The 23,001-nt window shown below is 46.9% G+C and carries 20 protein-coding genes; 11 read left to right on the plus strand and 9 right to left on the minus strand.

The window, feature by feature from the left end; all coding sequences use genetic code 11:
- Nucleotides 1-28: 28 nt before the first annotated feature.
- A complete protein-coding gene (locus DET62_RS12175) occupies nucleotides 29-2,512 on the plus strand; it encodes a prolyl oligopeptidase family serine peptidase (protein ID WP_110014024.1) in 2,484 nt (827 codons plus the stop codon).
- Nucleotides 2,513-2,520: 8 nt separating this feature from the next.
- On the opposite strand, the gene rrtA is transcribed toward DET62_RS12175, so the two are convergent.
- Nucleotides 2,521-3,090: a rhombosortase gene (gene rrtA / locus DET62_RS12180; protein ID WP_110014023.1), complete on the minus strand. Its 570-nt coding sequence runs from the start codon at nucleotides 3,088-3,090 to the stop codon at nucleotides 2,521-2,523.
- 77 nt (nucleotides 3,091-3,167) lie between these two features.
- On the opposite strand from rrtA, the gene ggt reads away from it, so the two are divergent.
- The gene (gene ggt / locus DET62_RS12185) at nucleotides 3,168-4,907 is read left to right on the plus strand and encodes a gamma-glutamyltransferase (RefSeq protein WP_110014022.1); all 1,740 of its coding nucleotides are present in this window, start codon (nucleotides 3,168-3,170) and stop codon (nucleotides 4,905-4,907) included.
- Nucleotides 4,908-4,913: 6 nt separating this feature from the next.
- Nucleotides 4,914-5,354, plus strand: coding sequence for a hypothetical protein (locus DET62_RS12190; RefSeq protein WP_011233967.1), 441 nt, complete (start codon nucleotides 4,914-4,916; stop codon nucleotides 5,352-5,354).
- Between the two features lie 5 nt (nucleotides 5,355-5,359).
- Here DET62_RS12190 and DET62_RS12195 read toward each other — a convergent pair whose 3' ends face one another.
- Together DET62_RS12195 and hspQ are read right to left on the minus strand one after the other, a co-directional pair.
- Nucleotides 5,360-5,728, minus strand: coding sequence for a histidine triad nucleotide-binding protein (locus DET62_RS12195; RefSeq protein WP_011233966.1), 369 nt, complete (start codon nucleotides 5,726-5,728; stop codon nucleotides 5,360-5,362).
- Between the two features lie 61 nt (nucleotides 5,729-5,789).
- Nucleotides 5,790-6,101, minus strand: coding sequence for a heat shock protein HspQ (hspQ, locus tag DET62_RS12200; RefSeq protein ID WP_011233965.1), 312 nt, complete (start codon nucleotides 6,099-6,101; stop codon nucleotides 5,790-5,792).
- 98 nt (nucleotides 6,102-6,199) lie between these two features.
- Here hspQ and DET62_RS12205 point away from each other — a divergent pair, with 98 nt between their 5' ends.
- On the plus strand, nucleotides 6,200-6,502 hold the full coding sequence (locus DET62_RS12205; protein WP_011233964.1) for a PilZ domain-containing protein: 303 nt from the start codon (nucleotides 6,200-6,202) through the stop codon (nucleotides 6,500-6,502).
- Nucleotides 6,503-6,514: 12 nt separating this feature from the next.
- Here the strand turns inward: DET62_RS12205 and metG are convergent, their stop codons facing one another.
- The gene (metG, locus tag DET62_RS12210) at nucleotides 6,515-8,548 is read right to left on the minus strand and encodes a methionine--tRNA ligase (RefSeq protein ID WP_110014021.1); all 2,034 of its coding nucleotides are present in this window, start codon (nucleotides 8,546-8,548) and stop codon (nucleotides 6,515-6,517) included.
- Between the two features lie 105 nt (nucleotides 8,549-8,653).
- On the opposite strand from metG, the gene apbC reads away from it, so the two are divergent.
- Together apbC and dcd are read left to right on the plus strand one after the other, a co-directional pair.
- Complete coding sequence (apbC, locus tag DET62_RS12215) at nucleotides 8,654-9,640, plus strand: iron-sulfur cluster carrier protein ApbC (RefSeq protein ID WP_235598927.1); 987 nt, start codon at nucleotides 8,654-8,656, stop codon at nucleotides 9,638-9,640.
- 45 nt (nucleotides 9,641-9,685) lie between these two features.
- Nucleotides 9,686-10,273 carry a dCTP deaminase gene (dcd, locus tag DET62_RS12220; RefSeq protein ID WP_011233961.1) on the plus strand — a complete coding sequence of 196 codons (588 nt, stop codon included), beginning with the start codon at nucleotides 9,686-9,688 and terminating at the stop codon, nucleotides 10,271-10,273.
- Here dcd and yvcK read toward each other — a convergent pair.
- Nucleotides 10,270-11,166 carry a uridine diphosphate-N-acetylglucosamine-binding protein YvcK gene (yvcK, locus tag DET62_RS12225; RefSeq protein WP_110014020.1) on the minus strand — a complete coding sequence of 299 codons (897 nt, stop codon included), beginning with the start codon at nucleotides 11,164-11,166 and terminating at the stop codon, nucleotides 10,270-10,272. The two genes, dcd and yvcK, sit on opposite strands and share 4 nt — an antisense overlap.
- A gap of 106 nt (nucleotides 11,167-11,272) precedes the next feature.
- On the opposite strand from yvcK, the gene DET62_RS12230 reads away from it, so the two are divergent.
- The 5 genes from DET62_RS12230 (at nucleotide 11,273) to DET62_RS12250 (ending at nucleotide 16,466) form a co-directional block, all read left to right on the plus strand.
- A complete protein-coding gene (locus DET62_RS12230) occupies nucleotides 11,273-12,679 on the plus strand; it encodes a protein adenylyltransferase SelO family protein (RefSeq protein WP_110014019.1) in 1,407 nt (468 codons plus the stop codon).
- Between the two features lie 68 nt (nucleotides 12,680-12,747).
- Complete coding sequence (locus DET62_RS12235; RefSeq protein WP_011233958.1) at nucleotides 12,748-13,254, plus strand: DUF192 domain-containing protein; 507 nt, start codon at nucleotides 12,748-12,750, stop codon at nucleotides 13,252-13,254.
- Between the two features lie 2 nt (nucleotides 13,255-13,256).
- The gene (locus DET62_RS12240; protein WP_243735008.1) at nucleotides 13,257-14,957 is read left to right on the plus strand and encodes a M28 family metallopeptidase; all 1,701 of its coding nucleotides are present in this window, start codon (nucleotides 13,257-13,259) and stop codon (nucleotides 14,955-14,957) included.
- 75 nt (nucleotides 14,958-15,032) lie between these two features.
- A complete protein-coding gene (locus tag DET62_RS12245; protein ID WP_110014018.1) occupies nucleotides 15,033-15,401 on the plus strand; it encodes a hypothetical protein in 369 nt (122 codons plus the stop codon).
- A 21-nt stretch (nucleotides 15,402-15,422) separates the two neighbouring features.
- The gene (locus tag DET62_RS12250) at nucleotides 15,423-16,466 is read left to right on the plus strand and encodes a bifunctional glycosyltransferase family 2/GtrA family protein (protein ID WP_110014017.1); all 1,044 of its coding nucleotides are present in this window, start codon (nucleotides 15,423-15,425) and stop codon (nucleotides 16,464-16,466) included.
- Nucleotides 16,467-16,530: 64 nt separating this feature from the next.
- On the opposite strand, the gene DET62_RS12255 is transcribed toward DET62_RS12250, so the two are convergent.
- From DET62_RS12255 to DET62_RS12270, 4 genes are all read right to left on the minus strand, one after another.
- A complete protein-coding gene (locus DET62_RS12255; protein ID WP_110014016.1) occupies nucleotides 16,531-19,632 on the minus strand; it encodes an efflux RND transporter permease subunit in 3,102 nt (1,033 codons plus the stop codon).
- Between the two features lie 12 nt (nucleotides 19,633-19,644).
- Entirely contained in the window at nucleotides 19,645-20,799 is a 1,155-nt protein-coding gene (locus tag DET62_RS12260; RefSeq protein WP_110014015.1) for an efflux RND transporter periplasmic adaptor subunit, read from the minus strand.
- Between the two features lie 69 nt (nucleotides 20,800-20,868).
- Complete coding sequence (locus DET62_RS12265; RefSeq protein ID WP_110014014.1) at nucleotides 20,869-21,885, minus strand: zinc-binding alcohol dehydrogenase family protein; 1,017 nt, start codon at nucleotides 21,883-21,885, stop codon at nucleotides 20,869-20,871.
- 73 nt (nucleotides 21,886-21,958) lie between these two features.
- Entirely contained in the window at nucleotides 21,959-22,969 is a 1,011-nt protein-coding gene (locus DET62_RS12270; RefSeq protein WP_110014013.1) for an ArsA family ATPase, read from the minus strand.
- Between the last annotated feature and the right edge of the window lie 32 nt (nucleotides 22,970-23,001).

Raw genomic sequence — 23,001 nt, forward strand, 5'->3', positions numbered from 1 at the left:
CAGGGATCCCAAAAAGGAAAATAATAATATGGTGAAGTCACGTCTGGTGATGGCCATTGGGGCGGCATTGTTTGTCGCCTCTTGCGCATCAACCTCTCCTCAGAATACGAATACTGCTGACACGCAGAAAAACACACCGACCTTACAAGCTAACTCTCTTGCCAGTGCGCAGGGAACCGCCGCTCTCACCATGGAACAAATTATGGCTGATCCGGACTGGATGGGACGTTTCCCGGAGCAGGCTTTCTGGAGTATGGATGGTGAGGACATTCTTTTTTATCAAAAGCGCGAAGGCAGCGACATTCGTGACTTAATGATGCTGGAAAATGGTGCCGGTGAACCACAGAAAGTGGCTATAGAAAACCTGCATCAGTACGTTGCCGATGAAAAAGTGCATGCAGCGGATGACAGCTTTTTAGCTTATACCTTTGAAGGCAATATTTTTGTTCGTTTTAATGACGGCAGTCTCCGTCAATTAACCCGTGACGATGCTCGCCAGCATAATCTGCAGCCTATGACCAATGGGCAGTTGAGCTACCAACAAGATAATAACTTTTTTGTTATTGATGTGAACTCGGGGTTAAGCCGCCAGGTTGCTTCATTAGCTTTTAAAGAAAAACCTAAGGCAAACGAAGAACCGAAGGATTACCTTGCTCGTGAAGAACAAGAGTTAATTCAGTTTGTGCAAAAAGAGCGTAAGGCATCGGAAGAACGTTTTGCTCAGCGTTCCAATTTACATGCGCAAAACTCAACCTTAGCGCCTAAGCCTTTCTACTTACCTGAAAATAAAGAGTTGGTGTCGGCCAGTTTGTCACCAAAAGGCGACTTTTTGCTGGTGGCTATTACTGAGCCGCAAAGCTGGCGTGATGAAGCCGATATTATGCCAAACTACATCAGTGAAGACGGCCACGTAAAAAGTGAGAACGTGCGTCGCCGTGTTGCTGATGCCAAGCCTGTTGAACACCAATTGGTTTTACTCAATTTAAGCGACGGCAGCCAGTCGACGCTAACCTACAACACGTTACCAGGCTGGAATGAAGATGTTTTGGCAGAAGTGAAGCGCGAAAATCTTGAGGCAGAAGGCGAAAGCTACACCTCTGAAGAGAAGCCGCGCCCAATAACTCTGATGTCCGACTGGGGTTGGGATAACGGTGCTATTCAGTGGAACGCTGAAGGAACTGAAGTTGCGGTGATGCTGGAAGCCTGGGATAACAAAGATCGCTGGCTTGCTACTGTTGATACTGCCGGTAAAAAACTGATTTCTCAAGACCGCTTACACGACGATGCATGGATCAATTACACTCACAACGAGTTTGGTTGGTTAAACAGCAGTGAGTTGTGGTTCATGTCCGAGGCTGATGGTTATTCACAGTTGTATGCGACGAGCATTGATGGCAGTACGCGCCAGTTAACTAAAGGTCATTATGTTGTCGAGTCTGCCGACTTAAATCGTAGCGGAGACTATCTGTATTTTCAGGCGAACATTGAACATCCTGGTATTTACGAAGTGTACCGGGTGAAAACCCATGGTAGCGGCGAACCGGAAGCTTTGACTGACCTTGATGGTATGACCGCATTTGAGCTCAGCCCTGAAAGTGACGAGCTGTTGCTGACTCATTCAACACCGTTAATGCCACCTGAGCTTTATCATAAAGCTGTAGGCTCATCTCAAACAGCGAAGCGCCTGACACATACGGTTTCGGAGAAGTTCCTGAGTATTGACTGGACGGCGCCGGAACTGGTCGGGGTTGAGTCTTCTCATGTTGATGAGCCTATTTATACCCGCATCTATAAGCCTGAAGGTTTTGATGAAAACAGAACCGAAGAATATCCTGCGGTTGTGTTCATTCACGGTGCCGGCTATTTGCAAAACGCGCACATGGGCTGGTCAGGCTATTTCCGCGAGTTTATGTTCCACAGCTTACTGAATAAAAATGGCTATGTGGTTGCAGACCTCGACTACCGCGGTTCAAAAGGTTACGGACGCGACTGGCGTACCGCTATTTATCGTCAAATGGGAACGCCGGAAGTTGAAGACCTGATCGACGTTGCTACTTACTTAGAAAGTGACTTGAACGTTGATGGCGACAAGTTAGGAACCTATGGCGGTTCTTATGGTGGCTTTTTGACTTTTATGGCCTTGTTTAAAGAGCCAGGTTTATTTGAGGCTGGTTCTGCTTTGCGTCCGGTGACTGACTGGGCACATTATAACACCAGTTATACCTCAAACATTCTGAATTTGCCGCAGGACGATGCTATTGCGTATCGTCGCAGTTCCCCTATCTACTTTGCTGAGGGGTTAGAAGATGCGCTGCTTATCAACTCTCCGATGGTTGATGACAATGTGTTCTTTCAGGACAGTGTTCGCCTTGTGCAGCGTTTAATTGAGCTGAAGAAAGAAGACTGGGAAACGGCAATTTATCCGGTGGAACCGCACGGTTTCCGTCAGCCTGAAAGTTGGCTGAACGAATACCGTCGGATTTTTAAGTTGTTTGAAGAAAACCTGAAGTAAAGCGAACTTTACTTATCGAAGGGAACGGCGTCACTAATGCGGCGCCGTTCTAATTTATAAAGCAATAATGAGCTCACTAAACCTGCCGCGTGAATGTAGCTGACATGCTCGCCAACAAAGTGATCCGGCTGCCAGCCAAGTAACTCGGCAACGACCTTTGCCACAAGTGCAATTAGAATAAGCAACATCCATTTTTTACCCGCACGAATGTCCTTAATTAAGCAATAAGCAAGCAGTCCGTGTAACACACCAGATAAACCGACAAAGCTTAAATTAACCGGCATAATCCAGAGCATTAGAGAGGTTGCAACACCGCTTATCAGCAGAGCGTTTATTAGCCACCGAGTGCTCCAGTATTCACGCCAAATGAGAACAATGAGCGCCAGCCCAATGAAGTTAAACAACGCATGCCACCAGTCTAAATGAATAAAGTGGGCGCTAATCAATGGCCAGCCTTCAGCCATAACTGTTTCTGAGTTAAAAGTCAGTAACGAGTGCCACTGAGGCATCAGTTGTAAAAAAATGGATAAAATCAGAACAAGGGCAAGCCCTGCCCAGTATTGATTAAACCTCTCCATTCGTTTTCCTTTTCGTTGCGTCATTGGTTTCTGATTCGTATGATAGGGGAAATTCCTCCCAATATGAATGAGGCCTTATGAAGTTCTGGCTACCGACAATAATTGCTGCAAGCGTATTAACTGCCTGTACGCCTGCATCCGAACAAGAAACGCGTGAACCGGAAGCCGCAACTGGCTTTGTTGAGAAGAGTGCGGTAACTGCCGATAACTTTATGGTGGCTGCAGCGAACCCGCACGCGGTTGACGCTGGCTATCAGGTTTTAAAGCGTGGTGGTTCTGCAGTTGATGCCGCTATTGCTGTACAGGCTATGCTCGGGCTGGTTGAACCTCAGTCATCGGGGCCGGGGGGCGGTGCGTTTATTCTGTATTGGGATAACGAAGAGAACAAGCTGTACAGCATAGATGCGCGTGAGACTGCTCCTATGGACGCTACTGAGTCTTTGTTTCTGGATGAAGAAGGTAATGCGCCTAAGTGGATTGACGCCGTCGTCGGTGGCCGTTCAGTCGGGACACCGGGAGTCATTCGCGGCCTGGAATTAGCTCATAAACGTTGGGGCAAAGCGGATTGGTCGTCACTTTTTAGTCAAACTATTGAGCTTTCAAAAGAGGGTTTTGAAGTATCTCCGCGACTGGCCAAGCTGGTTGAGATGGAGATTAACCCTGGTGTGAAAAAAATGCCTGAAGCCAGCGACTACTTTTTCCCTAACGGAGAGCCATTGAAAGCGGGGTCCATTCTCAAGAACCCTGACTATGCAAAGAGCTTAAGTCTTATTGCTGAGCAGGGGGCTGATGCATTTTATCAGGGGGAACTGGCAGCAAAGATTGTGGATGCGGTACAAAACAGCCCTATCGAGCCAGGCGCATTAAGTCTTAAAGATTTAAGCCAATACAAAGCCAAACTGCGCGAACCAGTATGCAGCGCATATAGACAATATCAGGTCTGTGGCATGGGACCTCCAAGTTCTGGGGGGATTACAACACTGCAAACACTAGGCGTGCTGGAAAACTTTGAGTTAGGTGAGCTTGAACCTAATTCAGAACAATTCGTTCATTTGTTTACTCAGGCGTCACGCATGGCTTATGCCGACAGGAACCAATGGATTGCGGATCCTGATTTTGTAGAGATGCCAGTTGAAGCCATGCTGGACAAAACTTACTTGTCGAGCCGGGCAGATAAAATTACCGAAAATGACATGGGCAAGGCAAAACCGGGAGTTCAGTTACAGCCCGAGTATGAGCAGGATATTGCTTATGAACTGCCAAATACCAGCCATGTTTCAATAGTCGACGCCGAAGGTAATGTATTGTCTATGACCACCAGTATTGAAATGGGTTTCGGCTCAACAGTCATGGCCGGCGGTTTCTTGTTAAACAACCAATTAACGGACTTTTCTCTGGCGCCGGGCGATGGCAAAGAAAAGTATGCGAACAGAGTTGAGGCGGGTAAACGCCCCCGTAGTTCAATGGATCCCATTATTGTACTGGACGAGAAGGGAGAACAAGTTTTGCACGCGTTAGGTTCCCCCGGCGGCAGCCGAATTATTAATTATGTCAGCCAGACATTAGTTGGCATGCTGGACTGGAACCTAAACGTCCAGCAAGCTATCAATCTTGGTCACGTAACTAACCGTAATGATTATACCTCGCTGGAAAAAGGTCGGGACATAAGTGAACTCAAAGCAGATTTAGAGAAGCGCGGACATGACGTTAAAGTTATTGATTTAAACAGTGGCTTACACGGAGTTAGCATTGATTCAGACGGCACTCTTATTGGCGGTGCTGACCCACGTCGCGAAGGTGTGGCAAAAGGAGAATAGCAGGTGATGAAAATTATAAACTTATTGGTAGTGGCTTTCACTATAGTGACGTTATCTGCGTGTGGAGACGACGAACCGATAAATTATGCACAAGCCCAGCCGGAAGAAGTTATCCAGGGTTTTTATGACTCAATTTATAAAGACGGAGACTTAGAGCAGGCGAAACAGCTGTCTTCAGAGCGTATGGCTGACTTAATTGATCATTATGGTGCGGTTAGTGCGGTTCAGAGGTACGTTCTTGGCCGCTATTTTGAAACCGTTGAAATTGAAGTGGAAACCAACTCTTTTACCGATTACTTAAATAATTCGGAAGATTTACGAGTAACGGTCATTTTTGACGGCTATCACAACGGTGAGAGAGCGAAGGACAGCCGTGATGTGGTACTGATTAAAAGGGACGATGCCTGGGTCGTTGATAAAATTCTTGATACTCGGTATCGCCCTTAATTGCTTTACGCTTCTTTTTTCTTATCAGTATAAGGTGGCCAGCCCATTTGTTTTCCAGCCAGCATGTGTAGATGAATGTGATACACCGTCTGGCCACCATACTCATTACAGTTCATGACTAACCGGTAACCGTCTTGTGAAAAATTGTGTTCCGCTGCTAATTTAGCTGCAACCACATACAAGTGGCCAACCAAACCGGCGTTGTCTTCATTAATGTCGTTTGCTGTCGCAATAGGTTGTTTGGGAATGATCAAACAGTGGAACGGGGCTTGTGGATTTATATCTTTAAACGCAAGCGCTTTGTCATCTTCGTAGATAATGTCCGCAGGGATATCACGGTTAATAATTTTTGTGAAAATTGTTTCTTCTGCCATTGTCTTACCCTTATTACGCTATTTTAGTCTATGGTAACTATAGCATTGGGCATCGGCAAATTCAGTTGAGGTTTTCGGACAGCTTATATTGACTGGCGGATTTTCCCGAAAACAAAAGGTCAACCATTGGGTGTTGAATTGCCTGCTCTGAAAAGTCGGCTTCTAAGCTGCTTTCACTAACATAAGTTTGAATTGACGAGTTGTTAACTAAAATATGGTACCACGGCTGATCTTTGGCCGGTTTAGAGGTTGCCATTTTATTGTACCAGCTGTCAGATAGCGTGAAGCACGGGTCAGCATCAATAATCACGCCACGGTAACCGTAAAGGCTGTGTGTGATAAGTTGACCAATTGAAAACTTCGCTTCTACCATGATGACGGTTCCATGTTATCCGATAATGTTTTTTTATCGGCTAAGGCGTGCTAAAACTTAAGTAAGATTTACACTTAATATACAAATAAGAGGACAACATGCTGGAATCCCCGGAAAATCGAAATTTCATGCGAATGGCAGTCAATGCGGATGTAAAGGTTACTCTTAAAAATGAAAAGGGAGAGCAGCAGTTACAGGGGATTTGTCTGGATTTAAGTGCGGTTGGTTTATCTTTGCAATTACCTGAAAACGCAGAAATTGGCGATAGCTTATTTGCGGAAATTGGCTCGTCTGGTTCCATAGCCCCGTTGAAAGTTACCGCTGAAGTTGTTCGCAGTCAGAGACTGGAAGACAACAGCGGCGACTTTATTCTGGGGTGTCGTATTATATCAATGGACTAGTTGCCCGATTGATTACATTATTCTCATACCGGGTTTGGCGCCATCGTGCGGGTTCAGAATGTAGATTTCATCTTTACCCGGGCCTGCTGCAAGCACCATACCTTCAGATAAACCAAAGCGCATTTTTCGAGGTGCCAAGTTCGCAACCATAACGGTTAATTGACCTTTCAATGCTTCCGGATCATAAGCTGATTTAATGCCGGCAAATACTTGACGAGTTTCACCGCCAAGATCCAATGTCAGTTTCAATAACTTATCAGCACCTTCGACGTGCTCAGCATTTGCTATGCGGGCAACGCGTAAATCAACTTTAGCAAAATCGTCAAAACTGATTTCATCGGCAATGGGTTCTTTCTTCAATTCGTCATTGGTTTCCACAGCCGGAGCTTGTGAAGCTTGCTCTTCTTTTGATGCGTCAATCATGGCGTTTACGTCATCCATTTCAACGCGCTGCATGAGCGCTTTGAATTTATCTATCGGGTGGTCTGTTAAAGCCGTTTTGTGGCTGTCCCAGGTGAAGTTGTCGTTTAAGAAGCTCTGCACTTCTTCGGTCAGTTTTGGTACAACTGGCGCTAAATAAACCATTAACACTCGGAATAGATTGATACCCAACGAGCAAATTTCATGAACTTCCTGCTCGCTGCCTTCCTGCTTAATTAACTGCCAGGGTTCTTTATCAGCAATGTACTGGTTCGCACGATCAGCCAACGCCATAATGTCGCGCATGGCACGTGAGAACTCTCGTTTTTCATAAAGCTCAGCGATGTTGTCACCGGCCATCTGAAAGTCTTCTAACAGTGCTGAGTCAGCTACGTTAGCTGAAAGTTTTCCATCGAACTTTTTCTGAATAAAACCGGCGCAGCGGCTGGCAATATTAATCACCTTGCCAACAAGGTCTGAATTGACCCGTTGTGCGAAGTCGGTCAGATTCAGGTCTAAATCGTCAATACGGCTTGTCAGTTTGGCTGCAAAGTAATAACGCAGATATTCCGGGTCAAGATGCTCAAGGTAGGTACGAGCCTTAATGAATGTCCCTTTCGATTTGGACATTTTAGTCCCGTTAACCGTAATAAAACCATGTGCCCAGACATTGGTTGGTTGACGGAAATCGGCACCTTTTAACATGGCAGGCCAGAATAAGCTGTGGAAGTAGATAATGTCCTTGCCAATAAAGTGATAAAGCTCGGCTTCGCTGTCAGCTTGCCAATAAGTGTCCCAGTCTGCTTTGCCTGTGGTTGAGCAATAGTTTTTAAAACTGCTCATGTAGCCTATAGGCGCATCCAGCCATACGTAGAAGTATTTATTTTCGGTGCCGGGAATTTTAAAGCCAAAGTAGGGCGCGTCGCGGGAAATGTCCCACCGTTGCAAGCCTTGTTCAAACCATTCGTTGAGCTTGTTCGCCATTTCATTTTGCAATGAGCCAGAGCGCGTCCAGCTTTTTAGCATGTCACCAAATGCCGGCAGGTCGAAAAAGTAATGTTCAGACTCACGCAGTTCGGGTTCTGCGCCAGAAACCACCGACTTGGGGTTTTTCAGGTCGGTTGGTGCGTATGTTGCACCACAAACATCGCAGTTGTCGCCGTACTGGTCTTCTGCGCCGCAATCCGGACACTCGCCTTTAACGAAGCGATCGGGCAGGAACATCTCTTTTTGCGGGTCATACAGCTGTTCAATGACTTTGGTTTTAATATGTCCGGCTTTATCAAGACGCGTGTAGATAGTCTCAGCCAACTCACGGTTTTCGTCACTGTGCGTGCTGTAGTAGTGGTCAAAACCGACTAAAAAGTCACTAAAATCGGATTCATGCGAGCGTTGCATGTCGCCAATCATCTGTTCAGGCGTTATACCAAGCTGCTGGGCTTTCAGCATAATCGGTGTGCCATGCGCATCGTCAGCACAGACGAAGTGGCATTCGTTACCGCGCAGCTTCTGAAAGCGTACCCAGATATCGGCCTGAATATAGCCCAACATGTGACCGATATGGATAGGGCCGTTTGCGTAAGGCAGTGCGTTAGTAACCAGTATTTTACGTGCGGATTGGCTCATGCGAAAATCTGCTTCCGTTTTGTTGATTAATCGAATGTAAACCCTAAAGTTTTATGCCGCTCATGTTAGCATAGCTCTTGGCTGATACACAGATCCCCGAGGTTGATGATGAAAGATTTTACTCACCCCTTATTGCCTAATGGCATACCCGATAACTGGGTAACTGGCTCCGGTAAGCAACGGGTATTGAATTTGCCTTTTGTTGCTGGCGAGTCCTTGCTGAAAGCCATACAAGAGGATTCTGAACTGGGCGAGTTTGACTGGCAGCTTAATTGTCAGATCAAAAAATTGAAGAACTCACAGCCGGAATTACCGCTTACCACGGGTAATGTCATTGTTGTCTCCTCAGGCAAAGGCGGAGTGGGGAAATCCTCTGTGAGTGTGAATCTGGCACTAGCTTTATCGCAGCTAGGCGCTAAGGTCGGTTTGCTGGATGCCGATATTTACGGGCCATCAATTCCGACCATGCTTGGCGGTGGTGGCTCAGAGATGGAGCTGACCAAGAACAATAAAATGATGCCTTTAGAGCGTCACGGATTGCATGTACATTCGCTGGGGTACCTGGTTGAGGACAACGATGCGACTATTTGGCGCGGCCCTATGGCAAGTGGTGCTCTGCAGCAGCTATACAAAGACACAGCCTGGCCAGCGCTTGATTATCTTATTGTGGATATGCCGCCGGGTACTGGCGATATTCAGCTGACCATGGCACAAAAATTACCGGTAACTGGCGCGGTGGTAGTAACCACACCTCAAACCGTTGCACTTAAAGACGCGGAGAAAGGCGTGGCTATGTTTGAAAAGCTGAATATTCCGCTCATAGGCATACTGGAAAACATGAGTTTTTACCAATGTCCGTCGTGTGGGCATGAAGATGCGGTTTTTGGCAAAAACGGGGGGGCGGTTATGGCAACTGAACACAACTTACCGTTATTGGGGCAGTGGCCTTTGAACAGTGAGCTGCGCGAGAGTCTGGATGGCGATACACCACTATTGTTAGCACAGCCGGAACACCCGTTAAGTCAGCTAATTTTAAATTCAGCGCAACAAGTTGCAGCAAACCTCTATTATCAGCAAGAAAATTCGTTATAGTACTGGGCTTAAGGTCTTAAATGACAACACGGAGAACGATGAACCATGCGCCTAAACGACACTGAAATAGAACAGCATTTGAAAGATGGAATTATAGGTGTCGAACCTGCACCCCAAGCCAATAATATCTCAGGCGTTACACTAGATATTCATTTAGGCAACGATTTTCGTGTGCTGCAGGATCATGCGGCACCTTTTATAGATATTAGCGGCTCGCGCGAAGCTATTGAAGCGGCAATTCAAGAAGTTATGAGTGATGAAATTGTGCTTAAAGATGACCAGGCCTTTTTTATTCACCCTGGCGAATTTGCTTTAGCAGTAACACATGAGTCTATTACCTTGCCGGCCGATATGGTGGGTTGGTTAGACGGTCGCTCGTCATTAGCGCGTTTAGGATTGATGGTACATGTAACGGCTCACCGGATTGACCCGGGCTGGTCAGGACAAATTGTTCTGGAGTTCTTTAATAGCGGTAAGTTACCTTTGGCATTACGAGCGGGTATGAAGATAGGTGCTATTAGTTTTGAGAAGCTCAGTGGCCCTTGTGCTAGGCCTTACAACAAGCGTGAAGACGCTAAATATCGGGATCAGCACAGCGCCGTGGCTTCGCGTATTTCAGCTGACGGCGGCTAAGCACTCTCCACCAGGAGTTGTTTCGCGGCTTCTTCCAGTTTAGCCAGTAAATTGCTTGTATTATGGCGGTAGTAGACATCTTCATCACTCTGCAAACCGCCAATAACCGGTAATTTTAGGTCTTTTTCTTGCTTGTTGCTTAAAACTAAGTCGATAACCTGCTTACCCAATTGCTTCTCGATAAAGCCGACTTTTTCAGCCAGGCTGAGTTTGCCGGCAGGGCCGTTTTCATCCACCAGATTATCAATAAACACCACTTTGGCCTGAGTTGTCCGTAAGGCATCGCGAATACCACTAACGAGTAACGGTGGCATAACCGAGGTCATGAAACTTCCCGGCCCCAGCAGGATTAACTGACTGCTTCGAATATGGCGTATTGCTTCGGGGGTTGCAGTAACGCTGCCGGATAAGGAGAGCTTGCGTGGCATAACCGGCAGTTTATCAATGCGTATTTCACCATGACACTGAATGCCATCGTTGGTTGTCGCAATGAGATCGGTCGGGCATTCCGACATAGGAAGTATGCGATTATCGACGTTCAGCAAACGACTTAAGAGCTGTATACCATCTAACGGGCGGGCACTGAGCTGGTCCAGCGTATAAAGCAGCAAGTTGCCGAAGTTATGACCATGCAGTGACGATGTGCAATCAAAACGATAATTCAGTACTTCGGCCGCTAGCGGTTGTTCAACAAGTTGGGACAGGCAGTTGCGGATATCACCCCAGGCAATGCAATGTTGTGACTCACGTAACAAACCGGTTGCGCCGCCGTTATCTGTGGTTGCTACAATACCGACTAACTTATGTTTCATAAACGACAGCGTCGACAGTACCCGACCGAGACCGTGGCCACCGCCAATTGCGGTGATACGCCGTAAAGAATGAAGTTGCATGTGGCTTCCTTTGCTGCCAATGGCCAAACGTTGCGACCTTAGCTGATTTATTATGAGTTATGCAAGCCTCGCTGACTGTGTAACAATCTATTTAGCAGGAGGATGTATGCCAATAGTTTTTGATAACCGCTTTGCCCGTAAGTTCCCGGAAATTACAACTCGCCAGTCAATAAAGCCCGACGGCGAGGTCAGTTTACGTTGGTTAAATAGCCCTTTATGGGCTGAATTAACCAATGGAGAAACGCCGCCGGCTGAATTGTCTCAGTGGCTGGGAGGGCTCGAGCACTGCCCGGGAAGTGACCCGGTTGCGCAAAAGTACGCAGGGCATCAGTTCGGACATTTTAACCCTTATTTAGGCGATGGTCGCGGCCTGCTGCTGGGTCAGGCCGTAGTGGGAGATAAAATAACGGATATCCATATAAAAGGCGCCGGACCGACTCCATACAGCCGGGGTGCCGATGGCAGGGCGGTGTTGCGCTCTTCTATACGGGAGTTGCTGGCAAGCGAAGCGCTGCACGCGCTAAATATTCCGACAACGCGCGCTTTGGCATTAATTTCGACACAAGGGAAGATACAACGGGAGCGGGTTGAACCTGGTGCGATGCTGGCTCGCACAGCGACTACGCATGTCCGCTTTGGTCATTTTGAACACTGCCTTCACCGTGGGCTGGAAGACACCATGCACAACCTCTGGAAGGACACCATAGAAGTGACCTGGCCACACTTAGCGGATGCGGATATCGAGGAACAATTTTCGCAGGTGGTTAAAAGTACCGCTGAGATGATTGCTGCGTGGCAGGCTTATGGTTTTATTCATGGTGTAATGAATACTGACAATATGAGTCTAGTGGGTGAAACCTTCGACTTTGGCCCCTACGCCTTTCTGGATGATTACCAGCCCGAAAAGATTTTTAACCATACTGATGCAGGCGGGCGTTACGGTCTTTTGCAACAACCGGGAGTCGGACTCTGGAATTTACAGCGACTGGCTCAGGCAGTTAGCCCTTTAATTGAGGCGGATAAACTGCGGGCGGCACTGGACACTTACGAACCCGAACTTCGAAAAGCTTACTTAAACCGAATGACAAAGCGTCTGGGGATGTCGTCAGTACCGGCCAAAGAGAGAATGCAGTTAGTTGGCGGCTGGTTAAGTCTGCTGGAAGTGAACCAGGCCGATTATCAATTGGCGTTCCGTGACTTAATTGACTCGCTTGAAGCGAAAGAGCCGAAAGGGTTGTTGGCACGAAGCGGTGACAGCTGGTGGCAGGAATACAATAACGTGGTAAACGGAAAGAGCGATATTGACGTGATGAAGCAAGTTAACCCCTGGGTTATTGTCAGAACACACCACGCGCAGCGGGTTATCGATGCTGCAGAAGCCGGTGACGACTCGTTATTACATGACTATGTGCAGGCTTTAATGAACCCCTTTTCTGAACGTTTACGCGAAAGCCCCTGGGCGAAGCCGCCAACGGCTGAGGAGCAGGTCTCTGAACTGTCGTGCTCAAGTTGAGGTTTGAATTGCGATCTCCCACTGGATAGGACAAAATCAGAGTTACTGATTATGACAGGGTCAAGCAAATGAACTATCGAGTGCTTTTTATATTAATCAGCGCCTTACCTTTTTGCAGTCTGGCGCAGCAATGGAATGTTCCTGAACCACAAGAATTTGATAAAACCGAAGTCTGTCTGGGCGAACTTGAACAACCTTTGACAGTCGAGCTAGCGGATAATCAGCAGCAACAAGCGCGGGGTTTAATGCAGCGTGAGTCACTGGGTGAGTACAATGGAATGTGGTTCCGTTATGGAAATGAGCGGCCCGGCTACAGTGGTTTCTGGATGTACCAGACATTAATTCCATTAGATATTGCTTACCTTGATCGACAAGGCCGTATTGTGAAAACGTTCACGATGCGACCTTGCGGCAGCGATGATCCAACGCAATGCAGAAGCTATTCTCCGGGGAAAAATTACTGGAGCGTACTTGAGGTCAATGGCGGATTTTTTGCGGAGCACGATATTCGCATGGGCGATCAATTAAGAAAAGCTGAGGGCGAGAGCTGTGAGCAAAAATACGGTAAAGAGTAATAATGAAAAGTAATATAAAAGGAGAAACCATGAAGTACGTCATATTGGGAGCACTGAGCTTAAGTGTCTTAGCTGCTTGCGGGCCGGCAAACGAATCAAACAAAGAAACAGATAAAGCCGTTGCCGATATAAAGGATTCAGCTTTTAACCCCAATTACCGGGATTATCTTAAAACGTTATCTTCTGACGAGTTTGAAGGGCGCGCACCTGCATCAGCTGGTGGTGAAAAAACGGTTAGCTTTATTGAAAATAATTTCCGCGAGTGGGGCTTAAAGCCGTATGACCAGGAAAATGACAGTTATCGTCAACCTGTCCCCTTAGTCAAATTGATGCCGTATAAAGTGAGTTCTCTAAACTTTGATGGTGAGTCAGCACCAGAGTCAATGAAGTACCGTACGGAAATGATGGCGTGGACACCGCGAGTGGTTGACGAAGTTAAAGTCGAAAACAGTGACGTTGTTTTTGTCGGATACGGTGTTGTTGCTCCTGAATACGACTGGAACGACTACGAAGGACTGGATGTTGAAGGTAAAACCGTTGTTATGCTAGTAAATGACCCGGGCTACGCAACAGGTGATCCTGAGCTATTTAATGGCAATGCAATGACTTACTATGGTCGTTGGACTTATAAATTTGAGGAAGCCGCCAGACAGGGCGCTGAAGCCGCTTTTGTGATACACGAGACTGGACCTGCCGGATATGGCTGGGGGGTTGTTGCTGGCGGTTCTCCAGTGCGTTTTGACTTAAAGCGTGAAAACAAGAATATGGATCGCTCAGCCATTGAAGGTTGGATAACCGAAGAGAGTGCAAATGCGCTTTTTGCTACTGTAGGCAAGAATTTAGAACAAATGCGGGAGCTGGCGTTAAGTGGTGAGTTTAAGCCTCAGCCGCTGAATATTGAAGCGTCACTGACGGTGCAAAACAAATTTGAATATTTAGATACCAATAATGTTATTGGTTACATTGAAGGCTCTAAATATCCAGAAGAACACGTTATTTATATGGCTCACCACGACCATCTGGGAACCGATCCGGTGCGTGAAGATGATCCTATCTATAATGGTGCGCAGGATAATGCCTCCGGCACGGCCGCATTAATGGCTATGGCTGAGCAGTTTGCTAAAGGGCCACAACCAGAGCGTTCCATTGTGTTTGCTGCGGTCGGTGCAGAGGAGAGTGGCCTGCTCGGTTCTGGCTGGTACGCGTCACATCCAATGCTGCCGCTGGGCAAAGCTGTTGGCGGTATCAATATGGACGTTATGAACGTTTATGGTCCAATGAAAGACATGGTTGTGGTTGGTTATGGCAATTCTTCTATGGAAGACTACTTGAAACGCTACGTAAAGGCCCAAGATCGTTATGTAGCACCTGAGCCAACTCCTGAAGTGGGTTCATTCTACCGCTCGGATCATTTTAGCCTAGCGAAGAAAGGCGTGCCGATGCTTTACGCTGAAGGTGGCAATGACCACTTTGAAAAGGGCCGCGAGTGGACTGAAGAGCAGCGTGCTATATTTAATCGCGACGCTTATCATAAACCGGCTGATGAGTTTGATGAAAACTGGGATTTACGTGGTGTACAGCAGGACATGTCCGTTTTTTATTCAATTGGCAATGAGTTAGCAAACTCACGGGATTGGCCGCAATGGGCACCGGGCAATGAATTTGAAGCGGTACGTAAAGCAACAGAAGATATGCGTAAATAGACGTTAAGATAACCTTGTAGGAACGGTCTGTGCCTTATGTTGTCTTAGCTTTGTAGTCATTTTTTAGGAGCAGTTATGACTCATAAACGAGATAAAGTTTATGTCCGTTTCAACCAGGGTTCACGCGCCGGAGGTTCATCCTCCGGTAACTGGCTCAGCCGTTTGCTGGGCCTTTTTTTGTTATTGGTTCTGATAGGCCTTGGATTGGCTTTTGGCATGGTTATCGCCGCCGTTTTATTTGTGCTGATGATTCCGGTTATGTGGCGTCAACGTCATGCTATTAAACAGGTTTGGCGTATGCGTAAGCAAGCGAAACAGCATTATCAGGAGCAACAACGGCAGCATCAAAAACAACAAGAACATTATGAAAATAATAAGGAAGACCGTGGCTCGGTTATTGATGGAGAGTACGAAGTTAAAGAAGATCAGGACAAAAAAACATAGAAACAAAGGTCCAGTGCTGGAATGAAAAAACCTTATATTGTTATTCCGGCGCTGGATCCCGACCAGCACTTGCTGGAGCTTATTGATAGCATTACCACTGGAGATCCAGAATGGAATCACTATCTGGGTATTATTGTTGTTGATGACGGTAGTCGCCTCTCCGATGTTTTTCAGCAACTGGCTGATCGTCATCGTGTTCATGTTCTAAGGCATGAGCAAAATAAGGGAAAAGGCGCGGCGTTGCGCACGGCATTTAACTGGATTATTAAGCAAAGTGATGAACGCTGTTCCGGTGCCGTAACTGCTGACGCAGACGGTCAGCATTTGGCGAAAGACATTCTCGCTATTTGCACCTGCCTAAAAGGATACCCGGATAAACTATGGCTGGGTAGCCGCACTTTCGATGAAAAAGACATTCCTTTCCGCTCCAGACTCGGTAATAAATTTACCCGGGTTATTTTTCGGCTGGTAACGGGTCAGGATATTAAAGATACCCAAACCGGACTACGTGGAATTCCGTTAGGTTTCCTTAAACAGTTAGTTCACTTTAACAGTTCAGGTTATGAGTTTGAGTTGGAAATGCTGCTTTCGGCTAAGCGCTGCGGCTATCGCATAAACTCTCAGGAAATAACCACGGTTTATGAAGAGGGTAATGAAACAAGTCATTACCGACCAGTAATCGACTCGATAAAAATTTACCAAAAGTTTTTAAAGTTTGCGAGTATTGGCATTCTGTCTGCCGGCCTTGATTACTCTATTTTTGCGACAGCTTACTTTTTCTCCGGCCAGGTGTTGGAGTCTATTGTTCTGGCGCGAATTATATCCGGGGTGTTCAACTTTTCTTTGAATCGCCAATGGGTATTCAAACAGGGGGCTCATGTCGCCTGGGACGCAACTAAGTACAGTTGTTTGGCGATTGTTTTAGTGGCTGCTAATTACGGCCTTACGGAGGCTTTCCGGTATTTTGGTGTTACCCCCTTTATTGGTAAGCCATTAGCTGAAGGTCTAGTCTTTCTATTGAGTTACGGCGGACAAAAACGCTTGGTTTTTAAAAAAGCGACTTGATAAGCTGCCGTTTTAAAAAGAAAACCCGGAGTTTAAGCTCCGGGTTTTTTGTATCCGCTATTCGTTATTCTTCAGCTTGCTTAGGCGGGAATATTCGCCGTACAACATAGAAGAATAATGGTACGAAGAAGATTGCCAGTACAGTACCACCAATCATCCCGCCTATAACACTGGTACCGATGGCATTACGGCTTGCTGCACCTGCACCATCGCTTAGCGCCAGAGGCATAACACCAAAGATAAAGGCTAAGGACGTCATAAGGATAGGGCGCAGACGTAAGCGTACGGCTTCCAGAGTGGCATCCAGTAGTTCTTTACCCTGAGCCTGCAAGTCTTTCGCAAACTCAACGATCAGTATGGCGTTCCTTGCCGACACCCCAACGGTTGTCAGCAGACCTACCTGGAAGTAAACATCGTTAGAAATACCGCGAAGCATAACAGCAACGACAGCACCCAGAATACCCAGAGGGACAACCAGCATGACTGAGAATGGTATTGACCAGCTTTCGTACAGGGCTGCCAGGAACAGGAATACAACAATCAGCGATACGCTATAAAGGATCGGCGCAAAATCACCGGATTGACGCTCTTGTAAAGAAATACCTGTCCATTCGAAACCAATACCCGGAGGAAGCTTAGCAATCATCTTTTCCATTTCAATCATGGCTTCGCCGGTACTGACTCCCGGAGCTGCCTGCCCCTGGATTTCCATTGCAGAAACACCGTTATAGCTTTCAACTCGCTGGGCACCATAAGTCCATTCCCAACTCGAGAATGAGCTAAATGGCACCATATCACCCTGGTTATTCTTGACATACCATTCGTTGATATCTTCAGGCAACATACGCGATTCCGCTTCGCCCTGCAGATAGACCTTTTTAACCCGGCCCCGATCGATAAAGTCGTTAACGTAGGATGAGCCCCAGGCTGTGCTTAAGGTTTCATTGATATTGGTAATAGTCAGTCCCAGCGCCTGAGCTTTTTCAAAGTCGATATCAATACGCAACTGTGGCGCATCTTCAAGACCATTTGGACGTACCTGTACCAGCTTGTCGTTCTGTCCTGCCATACCCAGCAATTGGTTACGGGCTTCGAGTAAACCTGCATGACCCAGGTTACCGCGATCCTGCAGGAACAGGTTGAAACCACTGGAAACACCAAGTTCTGGAATAGGTGGCAGGTTAAAGGCAAATATCATCGCCTCTTTAATACCAGCGAAGAACCCAAAAGCTCTGCCTATAACGGCATTAACACTCTGGCTTTCGTCACGTTCGCTCCAGTCTTTCAAACGCACGAAGGCGATACCATTAGCCTGACTTCGTCCTGAGAAACTGAAACCAACAACAGAAAATACTGACTGAACCGCATCTTCCTGGTTAAGGTAATAGTTTTCTATTTTGTCCATGGTATTAACCGACTGCTCAATAGTCGAACCGACCGGTAACTGCATCTGAGTCAAGAATACGCCGCGATCTTCGTCGGGCAAGAAGGCCGCTGGCAATTTCATGAATAAGAACACCAGAATACCAATAATACCCAGGTAAAGTACGCCAAACCGTACGGTACGACGTAAAATTGAGTGAATGGTATTGGTGTACTTATCGGTCCATTTTTCTAAGGTACGGTTGAACCAACCAAGCGGGCCCCAGCCACTGCTTTTGTCGTGCTTAACCGGTTTCAGCAGGGTGGCACACAATGCTGGTGAGAACACGATTGCGACGAGAACAGACAGACCCATCGAGGTAATGATGGTCAGTGAGAACTGTCGGTAAACGGCACCAGTCGAGCCTGGGAAAAAGGCCATAGGTGCGAATACCGCGGCCATAACAACACCGATAGCAACAAGTGCACCGGTAATTTGTCCCATCGACTTAATCGTTGCCTGCTTGGGTGACAAGCCCTCTTCAGACATTAAGCGCTCAACGTTCTCTACAACCACGATGGCATCATCAACCAACAGGCCGATGGACAACACCATACCGAACATGGTCAGGGTGTTAATTGAGAAACCAGCTAATGCCATGACCCCCATGGTTCCCAGAATAACCACCGGTATTGCTAAGGTGGGTATTAAGGTAGCGCGTAGGTTCTGCAGGAAAACGAACATCAGCAGGAAGACCAGAATAATGGCTTCTATTAAAACCTGCGCAACTTCTGAAATTGAGATTTTGATAAAGGGAGTCGTATCGTACGCTGTAACCAACTCCATTCCATCAGGGAAAAACTCTTCCAGTTCAGCCATTCGCGCTTTTACCGCATCGGCTGTTTCCAGGGCGTTAGCGCCGGTCTGCAAGTTAATTGCCAGACCTGTTGCCGGCTTACCGTTATAATTGGCCTGAATGGAATAGTTTTCTGCGCCTTTTTCGACCTCAGCAACGTCTTTAAGAAGGACTTGCGAACCATCGGACAACACTTTTAAGGTGATGTTTTCAAACTCAGAGACATCAGACATACGAGTTTGCGCAATAATGGTTGCGTTTAGACGTTGTCCCTCTACGGCTGGGGTACCACCGAGTTCACCGGCAGCAACCTGAGCATTTTGTGCCTGAATAGCACTTTTAAGGTCAGCCATTGTCATGCCGTAGTTAACCAGCGCTGACGGGTCTACCCAAATTCTCATTGAGTAGGGCGAGCCAAAGAGCTGAACGTTACCAACGCCGGTTGTACGGGCTATAGGATCCTGAATATTTGACGCAATATAGTCACTTAAGTCGGTTTGAGAGTAACGGTCGTCTGAGGCCACGAGTGCGGCTACCATTAAGAATGAGCTACTTGCTTTACTAACGGTAATGCCCTGAGCCTGAACTGCCTGAGGCAACTGGGGGGTTGCCTGAGAAAGCTTATTCTGAACTTGCACCTGAGCAATATCAGGATCCGTTCCTGAAGCAAAAGTCAGACTAACGGTACCGTTGCCAAAGTTGCTCTGAGAAGAGAAGTAGAGCAGGTTATCTATACCTGTCATATTCTGCTCAATCACTTTGGTTACGGTATTTGAAACGGTTTCGGCGTTAGCGCCAGGGTAACTCACCTGAATTTCGACTGCAGGCGGAGCGATAGTCGGATACTGAGCTATAGGTAGCTGCAGCATCGCGATAGCACCGGCCATCATGGTCAGTAGCGCGATAACCCAGGCAAATATCGGGCGATTTATAAAAAACTTGGCCATTACTGACTTCCCTTACTGCTGCTGTTCAGAGTTAGATGAATCGATAGTCACCGATGCGCCCGGACGAATTTTTTGCAGACCCGAAGTGACAACGGTATCGCCTTCTTTAAGGCCTTCAGATACTAGCCAACTGCTTCCTACAGCGCGTTCTGTCGTTATCATCCGTTGTTCAACTTTTTTGTCATCATTTACCAGCATGACATAAGGTCGTCCTCTGGGGTCACGAGTTACGGCTGCTTGTGGTACTTTAATGGCTGAGTTGATAGTGCCTTCGCTAACTTCAGCACGCACAAACATGCCGGGATACAGTGTTTTATCCGGGTTAGGGAATTCAGCACGCAATAGAATTGCTCCTGTATCTTCATCGACACTGACTTCAGAGAAAAGCAGTTCACCTTTTTGATCGTAATCCAGACCATTTAATTTGAGACGAACTGGTGCATTACCTTTCTCGTTCGCTTGAATACGGCCAGATTTTATATCAGCCTGTAATTCCATAAATTGCTTACTGGACTGGTTGATATCAACATAAATTGGATCCAGTTGATTAATCGTAACCAAAGGTTCAGTCTGCGATGCTGTTAATAATGCGCCTTCAGTGAAATTAGAACGGCCAATGACACCGTTAATAGGTGCGTTGACTTTCGTGTACTCAAGGTTAATGCTGGCATTTTTTAACTGGGCTTCAGCCACTGAAACAGCCGCTTTGTTTTGATAGAAGGTAGCTTCTGCGCTATCAAACTCGTCCTGGCTTACTGCGTTCTCTTCAAGCAACTCCTGGAAACGTTTATAGCGAAGCTCTGAGCTGCGTAAAACGGCCTTCGCGCTTTCAACTTCAGCTTCTGCACTGGCTAATTCAGCTTCATAAACTGCCGGATCAATTTGATAAAGTTGTTGTCCTTTTTCTACAAAGGCACCTTCTTCAAAAGTTCGTTTCAGCAGTACACCGCTAACTTGCGGACGCACCTGAGCAACTCGGTAGGCAGCTGTGCGTCCAGGCAAATCGGTACTAAGACTGATTGACTCAGGCGTTACGGTAATCACATCAACCTGGGCTGCTTGCTGCTGACCTTGTTGCTGCTGTTGTTGGTCACTGCATGCGGTTAGTGCTCCCGTTAACAGAAGACCCGCGGCAAAAATGGGGGCAAACCTAAAACGCGTGTTCATTAAATTACCTCTGACCTATTAATTTATATCAATCCGGAATTATACATACATTCATGTATGTTTGTAAAACTATTCGGCGACAGTTAGCGCTATTTTTCCGATAGTTTTTTGACTTTCTAGTGCCTGATGCGCCTTCCGGAGATTATTCGCATTCATTTCGCCAAAGCTTTTACCAAGAGTCGAACGGATCTGGCCTTTTTCGACCATTTTCGCAATATGGTTCAGTAATTCCTGCTGCTTTATCATGTCTGCTGTAGTAAACATAGAACGGGTAAACATAAACTCCCAGTGCAAGCTGATGCTTTTTTGCTTCATCAGGGTAATATCGAGACTTTCTGACGGGTCATCTATGAGGCAAAAACGCCCCTGAGGTGCCATCAATTTCATGCATTGTGCGAAGTATTGTTCGCTGTGAGTCAAACAGGCCACATCGGTTACCGGGGAGGCGCCAACAGACTCTATCTGCTCAGCCAAGTCGTCGTAATGATTGATAACGTGGTCAGCTCCCAGAGCTTTTACCCATTGTTGTGACTCTGCTCGGGAGGCTGTAGCGATAACGGTGACATCGGTTAGCTGAGCGGCAAGCTGAATTAAGATAGACCCAACGCCACCGGCTCCGCCTATGACCAATAGAGTTCTTTTGTTTTGCGGTGAAGGTTTATCAACCTGTAAGCGATCGAATAGAACTTCCCAGGCAGTAATACTGGTCAGAGGGAGTGCGGCTGCCTGAGTGTCATCGAGGTTCTCTGGTGCTTTGCCTACAATGCGATAATCAACGGTTTGCAATTGCGCGTTACAACCTGGTCGGGTCAAGTCACCCGCGTACCAAACCCTGTCTCCGGTTTTAAAGCCGGTTACTTTATCTCCGGTAGAGACAACTTCACCGACAGCATCCCAGCCAATAATTTTGTGGCCAGACTCAGGCGCCATGCGCATCCTGATTTTGGTATCAACCGGATTAACGGCTACCGCTTTAACTTTAACCAGTAAATCGTTTGCTCCCGGAGTCGGGTCATCGACGGTAATATCCAGCAGTGAATTCGGATCTTCGGCCGGAAGTGATTCTTTGTATCCTACAGCGCGCATAGTCTTCTCCTTAATTAACAACAATCACACTGTATACGTATTATTAGAGAAAGCGATGACAAAAAAATGGCAGTTAGGATGAAAATCCTGCTTGCTCCAGACTATTTGCAAAGGCTTCTAATGCGTCGAGACCTTGCACATCTTCTTCTAATAGATAAAGAGAGTAATTTCGCCATGCTTTAAAACGTTTGTGAATGTCTTCTATGTAAGTTTTTTCCTGAAGCCTGCGTTTGGCCAAAAAGCTGCCGTCGGCCTGTTCAGGCAATATTCTATTAATGACAACACCACCAACGGGTAACTTTTCTGCGGTTAACGATTGTAATGCACGATCGGTTTCCTGGATAGGGAGCCGTTCGGGTGTCAGCACAAACAGAATGGATGTGTAACTGCTATCCTGCAATAAGCGCCGGGTTCGTTGAAAAAGCCTCTGTCGAGTTAATAGTTGTTCTGTAATTGCTCTGGTGCGATCGGTCATACCGTCGCTGGCATTGTCTTTAGGGTCAGCCATTGGGTTATTAATGTCTTTACCGGCTTTGGGCGATAAGTGCTCAAGAACTGAATCAAAGTCTTCAGAGCGCTTTTGCGAGCGCAGCATTCCCTGAGTCCAGGCTGCCATAGCCTCGGGTAATGTCAGTAAACGCAAAGTATGGCCGGTCGGGGCTGTGTCAAAAATCAACAAATCGTAGTCTTTCTCTGCTTCATCAATGACGTTGCAAATGCGCTCTAGCAAAGCAGCCTCCTGGGCTCCCGGAGACTGCTGGGTTAAACGCATCTGGCGTTCAATTTCGGGAAAGAGATCGGGGTTTGTAAAACGCTTCATTTGAGAACTGACGCGTTCAATATGAGCCTTAACTTCGTGGTCAGGATCAATTTCTAATGCGGTTAAATTTTCGCGCATAACAGTTTTTTTATCGCCGATTTTCTTGTCGAATACGTCGGCCAGGCTATGCGCCGGGTCGGTTGAAACCAGCAATACCTTTTTACCTTGGCGTGCAGCAAGAACCGCCAGAGCAGAAGACACGGTTGTTTTACCAACTCCGCCTTTACCACCAACTAATAAAACTTTTTTATCGCTTAACAACATGAGAAATGAACCCTGTTTTTGGTCGGGTTATA

Origin of the sequence: Idiomarina sp. H2 (assembly GCF_004364275.1) — a bacterium.
Lineage (GTDB): Bacteria > Pseudomonadota > Gammaproteobacteria > Enterobacterales > Alteromonadaceae > Idiomarina > Idiomarina loihiensis.